The sequence below is a fragment of the Paraburkholderia oxyphila NBRC 105797 genome, assembly GCF_000685075.1.
Lineage (GTDB): Bacteria > Pseudomonadota > Gammaproteobacteria > Burkholderiales > Burkholderiaceae > Paraburkholderia > Paraburkholderia oxyphila.
In genome coordinates this window covers 1-14743 of record NZ_BAYD01000040.1, presented here as the reverse complement: position 1 = coordinate 14743, position 14743 = coordinate 1, and the positions used below count along the sequence as shown (strand labels likewise).

12 protein-coding genes and 3 pseudogenes are annotated in these 14743 nt (G+C 59.6%); 7 read left to right on the top strand and 8 right to left on the bottom strand.

From position 1 onward, the window contains the following. Positions 1-31 precede the first annotated feature (31 nt). A complete protein-coding gene (locus BO1_RS23640) occupies positions 32-730 on the top strand; it encodes an HAD-IA family hydrolase (RefSeq protein ID WP_028219672.1) in 699 nt (232 codons plus the stop codon). A gap of 89 nt (positions 731-819) precedes the next feature. Beyond that, a complete protein-coding gene (locus BO1_RS23635) occupies positions 820-1170 on the top strand; it encodes a cupin domain-containing protein (protein WP_028219671.1) in 351 nt (116 codons plus the stop codon). 382 nt (positions 1171-1552) lie between these two features. Here the strand turns inward: BO1_RS23635 and BO1_RS23630 are convergent, their stop codons facing one another. The 6 genes from BO1_RS23630 to BO1_RS57855 all read right to left on the bottom strand — a co-directional run bounded on the left by BO1_RS23630 (position 1553) and on the right by BO1_RS57855 (position 8493). Then, positions 1553-2638 carry a Gfo/Idh/MocA family protein gene (locus BO1_RS23630; RefSeq protein WP_028219670.1) on the bottom strand — a complete coding sequence of 362 codons (1086 nt, stop codon included), beginning with the start codon at positions 2636-2638 and terminating at the stop codon, positions 1553-1555. A gap of 22 nt (positions 2639-2660) precedes the next feature. Beyond that, positions 2661-3437 (bottom strand): SDR family NAD(P)-dependent oxidoreductase, encoded by a 777-nt coding sequence (locus BO1_RS23625; RefSeq protein ID WP_028219669.1) that lies wholly within the window; start codon positions 3435-3437, stop codon positions 2661-2663. Positions 3438-3828: 391 nt separating this feature from the next. Further along, positions 3829-5202 carry an MFS transporter gene (locus tag BO1_RS52400; protein ID WP_043286145.1) on the bottom strand — a complete coding sequence of 458 codons (1374 nt, stop codon included), beginning with the start codon at positions 5200-5202 and terminating at the stop codon, positions 3829-3831. A 134-nt stretch (positions 5203-5336) separates the two neighbouring features. Continuing rightward, a complete protein-coding gene (locus BO1_RS23615; RefSeq protein WP_028219668.1) occupies positions 5337-6491 on the bottom strand; it encodes a porin in 1155 nt (384 codons plus the stop codon). Positions 6492-6825: 334 nt separating this feature from the next. Then, complete coding sequence (locus tag BO1_RS52395) at positions 6826-7791, bottom strand: LysR family transcriptional regulator (protein ID WP_043286142.1); 966 nt, start codon at positions 7789-7791, stop codon at positions 6826-6828. Between the two features lie 372 nt (positions 7792-8163). Next, entirely contained in the window at positions 8164-8493 is a 330-nt protein-coding gene (locus BO1_RS57855) for a DUF4148 domain-containing protein (RefSeq protein ID WP_084688141.1), read from the bottom strand. A 163-nt stretch (positions 8494-8656) separates the two neighbouring features. Between BO1_RS57855 and BO1_RS52390 the strand changes: the two are divergent. Beyond that, a pseudogene (locus tag BO1_RS52390) lies at positions 8657-8960 on the top strand (DDE-type integrase/transposase/recombinase); the annotation flags it as partial. A gap of 44 nt (positions 8961-9004) precedes the next feature. Here the strand turns inward: BO1_RS52390 and BO1_RS57850 are convergent. Both BO1_RS57850 and BO1_RS23600 read right to left on the bottom strand, forming a co-directional pair. After that, positions 9005-9161, bottom strand: a pseudogene (locus BO1_RS57850) (IS6 family transposase); the annotation flags it as partial. Positions 9162-9296: 135 nt separating this feature from the next. Then, complete coding sequence (locus tag BO1_RS23600; RefSeq protein WP_028219666.1) at positions 9297-10208, bottom strand: LysR family transcriptional regulator; 912 nt, start codon at positions 10206-10208, stop codon at positions 9297-9299. A 113-nt stretch (positions 10209-10321) separates the two neighbouring features. Here BO1_RS23600 and BO1_RS23595 point away from each other — a divergent pair, with 113 nt between their 5' ends. From BO1_RS23595 to BO1_RS61290, 4 genes and pseudogenes are all read left to right on the top strand, one after another. Next, a complete protein-coding gene (locus BO1_RS23595) occupies positions 10322-11218 on the top strand; it encodes an NAD(P)-dependent oxidoreductase (RefSeq protein WP_281179197.1) in 897 nt (298 codons plus the stop codon). Between the two features lie 18 nt (positions 11219-11236). Continuing rightward, positions 11237-12748, top strand: coding sequence for an aldehyde dehydrogenase family protein (locus tag BO1_RS23590; protein ID WP_028219664.1), 1512 nt, complete (start codon positions 11237-11239; stop codon positions 12746-12748). A gap of 160 nt (positions 12749-12908) precedes the next feature. Beyond that, on the top strand, positions 12909-14252 hold the full coding sequence (locus tag BO1_RS23585; protein WP_028219663.1) for a DUF3100 domain-containing protein: 1344 nt from the start codon (positions 12909-12911) through the stop codon (positions 14250-14252). Between the two features lie 44 nt (positions 14253-14296). Then, positions 14297-14479, top strand: a pseudogene (locus BO1_RS61290) (amidohydrolase); the annotation flags it as partial. Positions 14480-14743 lie beyond the last annotated feature (264 nt).

The window sequence follows — 14743 nt, the reverse complement described above, 5'->3', positions numbered from 1 at the left end:
TCCTTCTTTCTATCCTGTTGGAGAAGTCTCCATGAGTCTCAAAGATTTCAAGGTTCTCACGTTTGACGTCGTCGGCACGCTGATCGACTTCGAGAAGGGCATGCTCAATTATCTGCATGCGGTTGCTTCAGACGTCAGGATCTCCGACGAGGATTTCCTCGCTGCCTACCGTCAGGCGCGCAAGAGCGAAGACACCACGTGGTACCCCGATGACCTCGTGCGCTGCTGGCACGCCATTGCGCCCGGGCTGCGTTTGCCGGATAGCGACACGATCGCGGAGGGGTTTCGGGATTCCGTGGCCCAATGGCCCGCGTTTCCAGACTCGATTGAGGCGCTCAAACGGCTGCGCAAGCATTTCAAGCTGGTGACCATGACGAATGCCCAATCCTGGGCCCTCAAGCATTTTGCCACGACGCTCGAACACCCATTCGATATGGAGTTGAGCTGCGACGACGCCATGTGCGAGAAGCCCGATGCGCGCTACTTTGCCTACGCGCGCGGTCGTTTCGAGGGCCAGTGGGGCTACAAACAGGCCGACAATCTGCATGTTGCGCAGAGTCAGTATCACGATATCGGCATTTCGAAGCAGTTGGGCATCACCACATGCTGGATCGAGCGTCGGCATGCGCAGAAGGGATCGGGTGGAACGATCGAGTCGGCGATCACAACACCGGACTACCATTTTCATACACTGGCTGAACTGGCCGAGGCGGTCGAAGCTGGCCGCTAGCCCTTGTATGCCGATCATCGCGCGGGGCAGGTCCCGCGCGCCATCATTCGATGGGCGGAGCCGTCGCAAGCCCTCTATAGGAACACCGTATGTCGATTATTGTCCTGTCGCAATCCGCTTCGATCAGTGGCCTCGAGAACGCCGGCGCCGTCGCGCGTCCGCTGACCGTGCCTGCCTGTCAGACCTCCTGCATGGAAGTGCCCATGGAGGGCGCGGGAGAAAACCTTACCGGCCTGTGGGAATGCACACCCGGACGCTTCGAGCGCCAGCTGGCCAATGCCGAAGTCATGCACATTCTTTCGGGCGCTTGTACCTTTACGCCCACGAACGGCGCGCCGCAGGAGATTCGTGCGGGAGATACGCTTTTCTTCCCTGCCAATACTGTTGGCGTCTGGGACATTCGACAGACGCTACGGAAGGTGTATGTGGTGATGTCTTGATAGACACCGTTTTGCAGCGCGGGCACAGTCGGGCTGAGGCTTGCCTGCGTTGCCACATATCCACCTGAATTGTGAGGGGTTCGGTTCCCTTTATTTTTTGTATCTCAGTGGATCCGGGCTTTGAACAGGTAAATCCGAACTCTATAGAAATGCTTCGATAAGCGCCGCGGATGGCTGTTCTCGGACACTGCCGACGGAGCAAACGCGAGCGCCGACTTGTACTCCCTCGTCGAGTCGGCAAGGCGAATCGCATTGGCACACATATCCACTCGCGCTTCAGGACTTCGCACGGTTGGACGTGTGTGCCGTGACCAGCCGCCTTCAGCATATTTTCATACGTTAAAATAGCTGACCGACGAAATCGCGAGGATTGGTATCAAGTTTACTGCAGGTCAGACGAGGGCAGCGTGATCTCACGCTTTTCCCGGATCGACTGATATCCGGCAGTGCTGATTTCCTGCACAAGGACATTGAGATCGAGGCTGCACAAAGGGTCTACGTGACTCTCACCGCGGACCACGCTCACAAAGTGCTCGGCTCCATCCTTGAAGCGGACGGGCACAGCGCTGCAATCAATGCGCTTTCCCTTGGGAAACTCTGCGTTCACCAGCACGACATAGCCCTTGCTACTGGTTCGTAGTACTCCTTTAGTTCCGTAGACGATAAGACCCCGATTGGTTGGATCCACCTCTTCCTCTAGACCTTCGTCCCATTGCGTCCAGCTTCCCTCTGCCTGGCCGAGCGCACCGTCCCACTTCATCGTGACGATAGCGTTGTCCTCCATCTCGGTGGGGATCTGTTCCTTCACAAAGTGGCCGGCCATTGCGGAGACGCTCCTGGGTCGCCCGAAGATGTGACAGAGGTAGCTGATGCCGTAGTAGCAGTAGTTGATCAAGATACCGCCACCGTTCTTCTCCATGTCCCAGAGCCAGTCCGTGAAGTGTCGCGATACGCCGGGAGCCTTTTCAGTGCCGGCATTGGCATTGCGCCACTTGGCCCAGAATGGGCGACCAATAGCCCCCTCGTTGACGAGATCGAAGCCCTTGCGCAGAGGAGCCTTCCAGATCGACAGCGAATTGACCACCAGGTTGACGCCGGTCTCCCGCACGATCTGTTGCAGCTCCCGCGCATCTTCCATCGTGGTACACAGCGGTTTGTCCATCAGGATATGAAGACCCTTTCGAGCAGCTGCGCGGACCGGGCCTACCTTGGCGTTGCTCGGTAGGCCGATCAGCACCGCGTCGAGACATTCCTTTTCCAGCATCTCTTCATAGTCGGTATAGATACGCTCAATACCAAGTTCAGTGCGCAGTCGTGTTTGCAGTTCCGGGTGGTGCTCGGTGGCGGCGACAAGTGTGGCGCCTGGGTGGTCACGAAACTCGTGGAAGACCCCCTTTCCCCATACAGGCCAGAAGTGGTCGTGCACCGCGCCGATGATGGCGATGCGAAGTTTTTTGCTGTCGCTCATGCCCTGTCTCCTTTGATGCATGTCATTCCGAATCTGACGCGTACCGGCTCGCGGGCGCCAGTTGAAAACCACCTGCTACGAAGAGCGTCTCGCCGGTGACGAAGCCTGCCTCCTCAGACGCGAAATACGCGACCGCACCCGCGATGTCCTCCCGGGTGGCCAGGCGCTGGATTGGCGTACGGGAGATTGCGAGCCGGTTGCTGGCGAGTTGCTGCTCGGGAGATCGATTCAGAATGTCAAGACCTGGGGTCACCTTGATCGATCCTGGGGCCACGGCATTCGCGGTGATATTCCAATCCCCCAGTTCGCGGGCCCACGCCACCGTTAGGGCGTCGAGACCGGCCTTGCTGGCCGCGTATGCCGGCATGCCGCCGGAAAGCTTGTTGCGCGACGTGATCGCAATCAGACGGCCGTAGCGCTGTTTTTTCATCGCTGGAATGACTGCGCGGGTCACGAGAAAGGGGCCTTTCAGATTGACCCGGACGATGCGATCAAAGGTTTCTTCATCCATGGATGCATGGTCATCCTTGACAAGGACACCGGCATTGTTAACGAGTATGTCAATGCGGCCCACGCGATCGAGAATGCGGTCGACTGCGGATTCGACCGAAGGGGCAGAGGTTACGTCCATCTGGACGCCAAAAGTGTCGCCGCCAATGTCATTCGCCGCATCATCACAGGCGCTGGCGTTAATATCGGCAAGAACGATTTGATATCCGTCCTTTTGCAGTCTTGCTCCGATACCTCGGCCCAATGCGCCTGCGCCACCGGTGACCAGTGCCACTCGTCTCAAATCCATTGTCGTCTCCTGAATATGTTGATCACTTGCTGTGAATGATGCCGAACCACGGCTAACTGCATAAGGCTAAAGTATTCATACAACCTGTGAAACCGCGGATCAGATCCTTGGGGAAAGCCATCAACGCGGAATGGTCTCGTTCGGTTATGAACTACGAATCGGGTCTCCGGATGGCGAGTATTTTGGATCGCGCTTTTATATTGCGTACAAGCGGCATGTAGATAACAGCAGGCCAGCCGCTGGAGCGCTCACCGCAACCATGCGTATGCCGGCATGTGCCCGAAAGTGAGTCATTCGTCTGCCTGTTGCCGCCCGGCGTCGTGTCCAGCCTGATCGACGAATGTGGAAACGAACCACTTAGCGCCGGTGCGTTCTCAGACAGTAAGTTAATTTAACAACCTGTCGGTGATGCAACCGCGTCTCTCACGTCGGACGATCGACGGAGCATGCACGAGAGCACAAACCCGCAGCACGATGCGAGCAGTGCAGGACAGGCAGCCAGGAGCAACAGGTCGCGGGTCGGCCAGCCGAGAGCCATCAGTACTCCACCGACAGACGGCCCCAGGATGGCACCGGTCCGGCCGATGCCCAGAGCCCAACCAACTCCTGTCGAACGCAGGCTGGGAGGGTAGGCAAACGCGCTGACCGCATTCGCACCGGTCTGGGTACCAATCACAAAGAAGCCTGCCAGAAACGCAACAGTCGTAAAGTATTGAACTGAACTGCCTGCGAAGGCCAGCAGCACCAGGGCCAGCGCTCCCACGCCGAAGCCAGTGCCGACCATGCTGAAGGTGTCGAACCTGCGCACCAACGCCGCGAGCGAGAACGTACCCAGCACGCTGCCCACCTGCATGACTGCGGCGGCTCGCACGGCTGCCGACAGTTCTATCCCGGAGGTGTGTGCGATAGTCGGTAGCCACGACACCATGAAATATAACGACAGGATGTTGGCGAAGAACATTACCCAGAGGGCAATCGTGCGCGGCGTTCGGCCCTCGGCGAATAGCCGTCCCACGGGGAAGCCTGCAGCCTTCTCTGCGAGGCTGATTTGCGCGCGTGGGTCAACCGATATGTTTGGCGCTATGCCTTGAATCGCTTTGGCGAGCTGGTCCCCATAACCGCGTCTTGCCAAATCAAAAATGGAATGGGGTAGAAGGGCAGCAATTGCAATTGCAATCAGGAGGGGTGTCACGCCGCCCAGCAGGAAGACGGAGCGCCATCCAAACATGGGAATCATGAAAGAGGCAAGTAGACCACCACCGGCTGCACCGATGGCGTAACCGGATGTGGTGATCATCGCCGCCGGAACCTTGTAGCGACCAGGGCAAAATTCAGCCACATACGTCACAGTAAGCGGTGTCAAGCCGCCGAGCCCGAGACCGGATACAAATCGCCAGGCCATCAGGCTCTCGATTCCGGATGCGGTGGTGGTCCCAAGTGAGCAGATCGCGAAGATAAGCAGGCAGGCGCAAAGCACCTGCTTGCGGCCGAGCCGGTCTCCCAGCGAGCCGAAAATAAACGCGCCGAGCGTAGTGCCGACCAGACCGCTCGAGAAGACTGGTCCGAGCAGGGCGCGATTGACGCCCAGCGCCCGCGTCAGAACTGGAGCGACGTAAGTGATAACCTGTATGTCGAAGCCGTCCACCAGCATTGCAATCAGGCAAAGTGCGAGTACCCGCCATGCTGTACCGCTCATTGATCCGCGGTCGATGACGTCCGTTACATCAACCGATCCTAGGCGGATGGATCGTAGTGGCCGTTCCATGAAAGCTGTCTCCTGCCAGGGACACGATACTTCCGCTGCGAGCCTTTGTCAGCGCAAGCGTCGTCGCGTCCTGGTTAAACAATACCGCGGTGTGCGCTGGCCCGGCCGCTGGCCGGACCATGGACAAGCGGGGCTCAGAAGGTATGACGCAAGCCGATGCGTGCGGCAACTTCGTTGGGCGACGACGAGCTGGCCTGACCGAGCAGGTCTGGCCCGGCGGGGTGCCCTGTGGAATCGATCCCGCTCGCGTGTGCAGCAACGGCAACGGCATAGACGTATGTTCGCTTGGAAAGAAGGTATGAGACGCCCATATTGCCCTGCCAGTAGTGTGCAAGATCACCTTTGGTATAGTCGGCGCCAATGCCGAGCAGTAGCGCGGGCGTTACCTGGTACGTGTAGCTCAACTCGGCATTGCGCAGAAAATGATTGCCGGCGTACGGCGTGGATGCGGTCTTGATCACGTCTCCGTATCGTGTACTCGTCAAGACCGTGGTGATCATCGAGTTACCGAAGGTATAGGCAAGTGTTCCGCCGGCGACCTGGTAGTTTGCAGCGGACGCGTAACCTGAGTAGACCGTATTTGTGAGCGGATTTGTGAAAGCCTTTCCAGGCTGCGCATTCGCGCTCGCATACCAGAGCGACGTTGCCGGGTCGTTGATGTTCGAGTAAACCCCGGCATAAGACAAACCGCCAAAGTCGCCCTTGAAGCCGAACTCATATGCCCGACCAGTCGAAAATGACCCCGGTACGCCGCCTGGGGAGAAAAGCGCGCTGACTGTCACGCCCGCGATTTTTGGCGATTCATAACGGATGACGTTGTTGAGCTGATACGTGCCGTAGACGTTGTCCGTGTCGCCCGCGTGGGCGGCAAGTCCACCGCCAAACGTAATGCTGGCCGCCTGTGGATTGAGATAAAGCGGAAGCAGTTCGTACTGGCGCCCGAGCTGGATCGAGCCGTACTTGTTGTCCGATAGCCCAACGATGGCATAGCGCCCAAAGAGCGCGCCGTTCTGCCCAAGTTTGCCAGTATTGGTATCGAAGCCACTCTCCAGACGAAAGTAGGCCTGCGTGCCGCCGCCCAGGTCTTCAGTTCCAAGCATGCCCCACTTGGAGCTTCCGCGCCCGCCGCTCGACGCTGCGAACAGCGGGTGGCCTCCAGCGTTAGAAACATATAGCAGGCTGTCGTCCAGCACGCCATACAGTATGACGGATGACGCGAAAGCGCTATGGCTGGCAAGCATCCCTGCCGCGATTCCTGCAGCGGCAGCCGTGCGACTGAATCGTTGCATTACTGTCTCCAATAATTTTATTTCCCGATGCTGTTACGCATCTATCTGGAGGCCCGTTTTGCGTGCCCGGATTGCATGATGCCGATATGAAAGCCAGTGCAACAGCCATGCAAGCTCATAGCACCTGTGAATTTTAGGCACAGGTACTGGCGCCGTGTGACCAGTCCGAGCATGGCAGCGCAACGTAGGGATTTGGGATGAGGGATGCGTTCGACCGGCGAAAGTCGTTACGTGCAGCGTTCCGGGAAAGAAGGGGAAAGGGGAATACCTCGTCCGCTTCGAGGTGAAGGGGCCAATTTGTCTGATTCAAGTAGGCCCTGATGGGTAGGTTGGGTCAACGAGTGATCCGGTGCTCCGCGCCGGCTTCGCTTACCCCCCAGTCCGCGGCCTGCGCGAGCCGCTCCTCCAGAAATTTGACGAAGACTTTCACGCGCAGGTTTAGATTGCGTCGGCTCTGGAACACGGCGAACACTGGCTCGCGGTCTTCGGGAAGCCAATCGGCAAGGACCGTGCGTAGCGTCCCGGCTCGCAGGTCCGGCGCAATGTGGAATGCAGCCAGGCGCGCGATGCCCATTCCCTGACACGCGAGAACCCGCAGGAAATTATCGGAATTGCTGGCGACACTTCCACCAAGTTCGAAGCGCGTGATCGTAGATGTGCGCATTCCGTGCTCGTTTGGCGTGCACATCGGCCAGACGCTGCGATAAGTCTGCGGCAGAAAATTCAGACAGTTATGGCCGGCCAGATCACCGGGAGTCTGCGGAACTCCTGCACGCCGCAGATATCCAGGCGATGCGCAAAGAAGCCACCGTGTCGTAGCGATACGCCTCGCAACAAGCGACGGGTTAGTCACCGGCCCTACCTGCAGGGAAAGGTCGATATCCGCCGCGATCAGGTCCACTGCGTCACTGTGGAGTATGAATTCGAGCCGCAACTGTGGATGTTTCTCCAGAAATTCTGGCAGGAGGGACGCCAGCTGCTGCTGCGCGAAGTTGAGCGTCGTGTGCACACGCAGCAGGCCGCTTATGGGAGCATCCGTATGCAGCAGCGAAGCTTCCGCTTCGGTGATTGCCTCGAGAGCGCGAATGGCGGCCTGGTGAAAATTTCTTCCGTCCTGTGTCAAAGCGAGGGTGCGGGACGTCCGATGGAGCAACCGGACGCCAAGCCGGTTCTCCATGCGGTCAATGAGCTTGCTCACGGCCGAAGGAGTACAGTCGAGCTTGCGCGAAGCAGCTGAAAAGCTGCCGCAATCGACCACACAGACGAAGGTCTCAAACTCGCGAAACCGATCCGCACTCATTGCGCTCAATGTCCCGATTGTGCCACGGATTCATAGGTGGTAGGAGTTTACACGGCTTTCCCAGTGAATTCCAGGCCAGCATGATGGCACGACTATCCAACATCCATGACGACGTGCGCCATTCAGCGAATGGCTCTCACGCCTCCCCCAACCACAGGCCCGTTGCCCGGTTCATGGTTGGCAGGAACAAAAATCAGTGTTTTATCGGAGCGCGCCTTCCCGCCAATTACAGAGGTGCTTTCTTTCGCTAAAGCTTCTTGAAGGCGCCTCTATTCGCGAGTTTTCACACGCAATGATGTCGATTGCCAGCAGCTGGCACAGAAGGACACTGGCGTGTTCCATATGGATGCGATGGTTACGCGTTAGCCACCGTCACCGCTGCGTCGTGTTCCTCGGTGGAGCTTCGGATGAAATCGTGTCGTTGCCTGAAAGCACGCAATCGTGGCGAAATTTTGCTTGCAGTTTGTGTTCCGCAGATTGAAGGTCTAGTGGATATTCGTTGTCGTCGCCGGTCGCCGGGTTGTAACCGACTGACTCGAGTTCGCTTATTTCGTTCTCGAGTTGCTTATGGCTCGGGGGCTGTGCGGAGCGAACGAAGGGGTAGTCACGGCATTGCTGCGACGTAAGTTTGGACGACGCAAATGCGGGACAGGCGAGAATGGATAGGAGAGCACAAATGGCGGCACGTTGAGGAGCTTTCATGATCGGTGTTCCAGATTGTCATTGACGCAAGGCTACACCGCGCATTCACAATATACCGGCGCATCAGGATGAAGTCTTTTTCATCTGGCGGCTTTGGCCAATTTTTCCCGGGCCCTTTCGGTAGAGAACATCCAGTTGATGCGAGCGCCGCTGGCGTTGCGCAGGCGAGCCCGAGACAATTACCGTGGACAAGAGCGGCGCGAATCTGGCTGCGCTTGAAGCGCTCAATACCGATCGTTCAACGCCGATCAAGGTCCGGCAAAACAAATACCTGAACAACGTCGTTGAGCAGGATCACCGTGCGATCAAACGCATCATCAAGCCGATGATGGGGTTCAAGGATTTTCGCTGTGCGCGCATCATGCCTGTCCGGCATAGAGATCGCGCACATGATCCGCAAGGGGCAGATGTGTGACGATGGCGTCGCCTCGGCTGCAGCCGAACAATTCTATTCTCTCGTGATTTAAGCAATCCTCTTTATCTACGGCGCCTGATCGTCCCATCGTCCTTAACGCGACACAGCCAACACCTCGTCCAGATGCCACGTGCTGCCGGTCTTGCGGCGCGCTGCCCTTGCTCGCCGGGCGAAGGCGGCTCCAAATTTGTCGCATCGTTTCGTACGTCACCACGACGCCCCGCTCAAGCAACAACTCCTCGATGTCACGCATTTCTTGCCGCCGTTCTCGTTGCGCAATTCTTTCACCACTGATGCTCTGCGGTGCGCGCGGTCCGGGCTCCGTCACCGCGGTCCGCTCACAGGAAAGGAACTCTGAGTACGGTGTCGCGCCATCCTCTACAGCACATTACCGAAACGCAGTCATCTGCGCAGACATCATCTGCAGCATCTTGTTTGCCGCCACTGACAACTTGCGCCCCACCCGTGTCACCAGATGCGCCTCGGCGTTCTCCAGAATGGGGTGTTCGATCGGAATGGCCGTCAGCTCGCCGGCCTCAAGCTCGGTTGCGACGGCAAACGCGGGCAATACCACGATGCCCAGTTCCGACTTCGCGAACTGTTTCATGATATTAATGGAGTTGGTCGTGACCAACGGGTCGAGGCTGATCCGCTCGGAAAATTCCACGGCCTGGAGCATTTGCCTTGTCCCGTAGGTGGGATGAGGCGCCGCCAAAGGATAGGAAGCCAGTTCCTGCACGCTCAGGCGCTTCCTGTTGATCGTGCGCGCCATCTGCATGCCGACGATGGCCATCATCGGTTGCCGGCGCGATGCCCGTGAAACGATGCGCGCCTCGTTCGGCGGGTTGTAGACGAGACCGATTTCACCCTCATCCTCTGAAATTCGCCTCACGACATCGTTCGTGCTTCCCAGGTCGAGATTGACCTTGATGTTGGGGTACTGCCTGCAAAACTGCTGCATGGGCCCCGACAACATATCGGAAACGAATCCCTCGCCCAGCACGACGTTCACGTGGCCGGTGCGCAAGCCCCTCAATTCCTGTAGCCGCGAGAGCAGGTCGTCCCGATGCGCGCGCTGCTCCCGAAAGTACTCGATGACGTACTCGCCCGCTTCGGTCGGGGTCACGCCTCGCGCGTGCCGCTCAATCAGGGCCGCATCGAGTTCCTCTTCGAGCAGGCTGATCTGCCGGCTGACCGCCGATGGTGCGACGTTCAACCAGTCTGCGGCTGCCCGGATGGTGCCGGACCGTACTGCCTCAAAAAAGTAGGCGATACGGCTCTCCGTGAGGGTGTTGCTCATGTCGAGTGTTCGAATAATTAGAACAGAGACGATATTGGCACTTATTGTTTGATTACGTCAAGAAGCCGAACATCACAGACATCGGAGGCCAGCTATGCCGTCCGAATACCCATTTGGCTGAACTTCAGAGGAGCGCATCGATGAAAACGGTAGGCGTCATCGGACTGGGAAACATGGGCCGCGGCATGGCTTTGTCGGCAAAACGCGGGGGTTTCACGGTGCTCGGGTTCGACGCCAACCAGGAGAGCGTGCGAGCGCTCGGCGAGGAAGGAGTGCTGCCCTGCGCGTCGATTGCGGAAATCGCAAGCCAGGTTGAGGTGCTCATTCTCTCGTTGCCGACTTCCGCGATTGTCGAGCAGGTCGTGTTCGGCGAGGGCGGCGTGCTGGCGAGCGCGAAGCCGGACCTGATCGTGATCGACACCACCACCGCGGACCCGAATAGCACGCGCAAGGTGGCGGCGGCGCTCAAGGAAGCGGGCGTCCGCTTCATCGACGGGCCGGTGAGCGGTGGCCCGAAGGGCGCCGCGACCGCGACGATGACGATGGTGCTGGGCGGCGCCGACGAAGACGTCGCCGCCGTGCAACCGCTGCTGAGCGCCATCAGCGCCAGGCAGGTCCATGTCGGGCCGCCGGGCGCGGGCCACGTCACGAAGCTCATCAACAACCTGCTCACGGGCGTCCACCTGCTCGTGACGAGCGAGGCGGTGCGTGCGGCCGAGGCGGTGGGCGTCGACAAGGAACGCCTGATCGAGGCGTTGAGCGGCGGCTCCGGTAAGAACAGCGCGACGCTGACCAACTACCCGACCTGGATCCTGAACGGCAAGTTCGACTCGGGCTTCACGATGAAGCTGATGCGCAAGGACATGCGCCTCGCGATGGCGCTGCTGGAGAGCCAGGGTGTGTCCGCGCCCGTCGCGAAAGAAGCGGGGCGGCTATGGGCCAACAGCGAAACATCGATCGCCGATGCCGAGGACTTCAACCGCATCGTCGAATTCGTCGAAAAGCACTGAATGAAACAGGAAGCAAAAATGGCACAGCAAATTGCAGATACCCTGCTTGAGGCATTCAAGCACTTCTTCCCGAACGCGAGCACGGTCGGCTCCTATGTGAATGGCGAACTGGTCGCCGGCAACGGCGAGCTTATCCAGCTCTACGACGCCGCGACGGGCGAGAAAAGCCTCGCATACAAGGATGGGGGCGCTGAAGTCGTGGCGCTGGCCGCGTCCGCGGCAACGGCTGCACAAAAGGAGTGGTGGGCGCTGACCCACGCCGCGCGCGGCCGTGTGATGTTCGAAGTCGCACGCGAACTAAGGAAGCACGCGGAGCCGCTGGCCCGCCTGGAGTCGCTGGGTTCGGGCAAGCCGATTCGCGACTGCCGCGGCGAAGTCGCGAAGGTCGCCGAGATGTTCGAATACTACGGTGGCTGGGCCGACAAGTTTTACGGCGAAGTCATTCCGGTTCCGACCTCGCATCTCAACTACACGCGTCGCGAGCCCGCCGGTGCGGTCCTGCAGATCACGCCGTGGAACGCGCCGGTCTTCACGTGCGGCTGGCAGCTCGCGCCCGCCATCTCGATGGGCAACGCGGTTCTGCTCAAGCCGTCCGAACTCACGCCGTTCAGCTCGCTCGTGGTCGGCATGCTGGCCGAGAAAGCGGGTGTGCCGAAGGGCCTCATCAACGTGCTTGCGGGCTATGGTCAGACCGTAGCGCAAGCGGCGATCGCCAACAAGGCCATCAAGAAGGTCGTGTTCGTCGGCTCGCCGGCAACCGGCGCGCGCATTGCGGAAGCGGCTGCGAAGCGTGTTTTGCCCTGTGTGCTCGAACTCGGCGGCAAGTCGGCGAACATCGTGTTCGAAGATGCCGACCTCAAGCGCGCGGCGCTCACGGCTCAGGCCGCGATTTTCGCGGGCGCTGGCCAAAGCTGTGTGGCGGGTTCGCGTCTGCTGGTGCAGCGTTCCGTTTATGACGAGTTCGTCGCGATGGTGTCGAACGGCGCCAAGAAGATCAAGGTCGGTATGCCGACCGATGACGCGACGGAAGTCGGACCCATCTGCAATCGTACACAGTACGAACATGTCATGAAGATGATCGCAAGCGGCGTTGAAGCGGGCGCAACGCTCGCGGCCGGCTCGACGGAACGCTCCGACGCGGGCTACTTCGTCTCGCCGACGGTGCTCGCGAACGTGGACAACTCCATGGACGTCGCTCGCACCGAAATTTTTGGGCCCGTGGTCGTTGCGATTCCGTTCGACACGGAAGAGGAAGCCATCCAGATCGCCAACGACACGGAGTTCGGTCTTGCCGGCGCGGTGTGGACGAAGGATGTGGCGCGCGCGCATCGGGTGGCCGGCCAGATCAACGCGGGCACGTTCTGGGTGAACGGCTACAAGACCATCAACGTGGCCTCGCCGTTCGGCGGTTACGGCATGAGTGGCTATGGCCGCTCGAGCGGCGTCGAAGCGCTCTACGAATACACGCAGACGAAGAGCGTCTGGGTGGAAACGGCGAAGGATCCGGCAACCGCGTTTGGATATCTCTGACCGGCAGCCCCTCCGGGCAGAGCACAGCGCCTGGAGTGGCAACTATTGAGCGAGATAAAAACAAATAGCCCGAGTGAGCCGAGGCCTCGCCGGAAACTGAAGCGCGGGTAACACCGCATATGAGGCCTCGCGTTCGCCTGGAACCACGGAGGAGATAGGCATGGAACATACGATGATGACGGAAGGCACGGGAAGCCACGGCTTCAGGGGCGCGAAGCTTCTGGTCTATGCGGCCGCGATCCTGCTTGTCGCGGAATTCATTGGGTCATTCACGTTTAGTGTCGGCCCCGGCAAAGTCGTTTTGCTGCCGATGATCTGGGCGCTGCTGATGGGCGGCGCGCTCGGTCTGCTGTCCGAGCGCTGGACGAGCGGCCTGCGTCTCGACATCAAGACGCAACTGCTCGCCGCTGCGGTCTTGCAGCCAGCGCTGCTGCTCTTCGTTTCGAAACTGGGGTTGATGGTCGGAAGCGCGTTGCCGAAGCTTGCCGCGTCGGGATGGGCTCTGGCCTTTCAGGAACTGGGCCATTTTGTCGGGACCATTCTCCTCGGGCTTCCGCTGGCATTGCTTCTCGGCATTAAACGCGAAGCCATTGGCGCGACGTTTTCGGTTGGCCGCGAACCGAGCCTTGCCATCATCGGCGAAAAGTACGGGATGGACTCTGCCGAAGGGCGGGGCGTTCTTGCCGAGTACCTGACCGGCACGGTATTCGGCGCGGTATTCATTGCGATCTTTGCCGGCTTCATTGCGAGCCTGCACATCTTTCACCCGCTTGCGCTCGCCATGGGTTCGGGCGTGGGATCGGGCAGCATGATGGCGGCGGCGTCCGGCGCGATCGCGGCGCAGCAGACGCCGGAAATGGCGAAAGACGTCATGACCTTCGCGGCGGCGAGCAATCTCATCACGACGACCGTCGGCACGTACTTCACACTGTTCATTTCGCTGCCGATGGCGCTGTTCGGCTACCGCGTGCTCGAGCCGCTCATCGGCCGCACGACCCGGGCGTCGAGCGCATCGAACGCGGCGGTTGATTCGCGCCCGAAGCTCGGAGACGTTCAGACCGAAGCGCCGGTTCTCGGCTTTACGGGCAAGGTCGCTGCATGGGTGCTGACCGCCGTGCTTTCGCTGGTCTGCGACTGGATCACGCACGGCACGACGCCGCTGCAAGGCTTGCCTGGCTTGTGCTTCATGGTGCTTGCCGCGGTCCTTGGCGATCTGCTTGCCACGGCGACTGGCAGAAAAATTCCCGCTGTCTGCTGGGTATCGATCGTCGCGATGTTCATGACCTCTCCGCTTTGCCCGTGGGCTGCGCAGATTGCGGCGCTGAGCGCGAAGAACGATTTCCTCGGCGTGACAACCCCCATGTTGACGTTCGCGGGCCTCTCCATTGCCAAGGACATCCCGGCATTCCGCAGGCTCGGCTGGCGTATCGTGCTGGTCTCGTTCGTCGCGAACGCTGGTACGTTCCTCGGCGCCGCGCTCGTCGCCCAGATCTTTCACGTTTGATTTTCGAAAGGCCCCGCGTTCCGCGCGGGGCCGACTCATTCACCATGGAACTTATTGCTGAAATTGAGGCGCATGCGTCCGAAATACAGGCTATTCGCCGGGATATTCATGCGCATCCGGAGGTCGGATACGACGTGTTCCGAACGTCGGATCTCGTGGCCAGTCTCCTCGAAAAGTGGGGCATGGGTGTCACGCGTCACGTCGGCAAAACGGGTGTGGTAGGAACCGCTGGCCTGGTCGCCCAATGGCTGCGTCGAGAATTTACCGGACTTGCCTCCCCACACTCCCGCGCACGGGAAGTCCCGAAAATTCCAGAGGCCCGAAGCGCGTCACGCCCCTTGAGTTACCAGTCGATGCCGCTTCTGCGGTTCCGCATGTTTGCTTCATCGCGATCGCAGTCTCGTTCGCTGCCTCGCCACTGCCACTCAGCAACGGTCGGCGACGGGGTTCGAGTGTCTAAAGTCCAGCTGTATTAATTAAACATAATAAGG

Coding starts and splice junctions, on each gene's coding strand:
- BO1_RS23640 (WP_028219672.1), top strand. CDS start 32: ATGAGTCTCAAAGATTTCAAGGTTCTCACGTTTGACGTCGTCGGCACG.
- BO1_RS23635 (WP_028219671.1), top strand. CDS start 820: ATGTCGATTATTGTCCTGTCGCAATCCGCTTCGATCAGTGGCCTCGAG.
- BO1_RS23630 (WP_028219670.1), bottom strand. CDS start 2,638: ATGAGCGACAGCAAAAAACTTCGCATCGCCATCATCGGCGCGGTGCAC.
- BO1_RS23625 (WP_028219669.1), bottom strand. CDS start 3,437: ATGGATTTGAGACGAGTGGCACTGGTCACCGGTGGCGCAGGCGCATTG.
- BO1_RS52400 (WP_043286145.1), bottom strand. CDS start 5,202: ATGGAACGGCCACTACGATCCATCCGCCTAGGATCGGTTGATGTAACG.
- BO1_RS23615 (WP_028219668.1), bottom strand. CDS start 6,491: ATGCAACGATTCAGTCGCACGGCTGCCGCTGCAGGAATCGCGGCAGGG.
- BO1_RS52395 (WP_043286142.1), bottom strand. CDS start 7,791: ATGAGTGCGGATCGGTTTCGCGAGTTTGAGACCTTCGTCTGTGTGGTC.
- BO1_RS57855 (WP_084688141.1), bottom strand. CDS start 8,493: ATGAAAGCTCCTCAACGTGCCGCCATTTGTGCTCTCCTATCCATTCTC.
- BO1_RS23600 (WP_028219666.1), bottom strand. CDS start 10,208: ATGAGCAACACCCTCACGGAGAGCCGTATCGCCTACTTTTTTGAGGCA.
- BO1_RS23590 (WP_028219664.1), top strand. CDS start 11,237: ATGGCACAGCAAATTGCAGATACCCTGCTTGAGGCATTCAAGCACTTC.
- BO1_RS23585 (WP_028219663.1), top strand. CDS start 12,909: ATGGAACATACGATGATGACGGAAGGCACGGGAAGCCACGGCTTCAGG.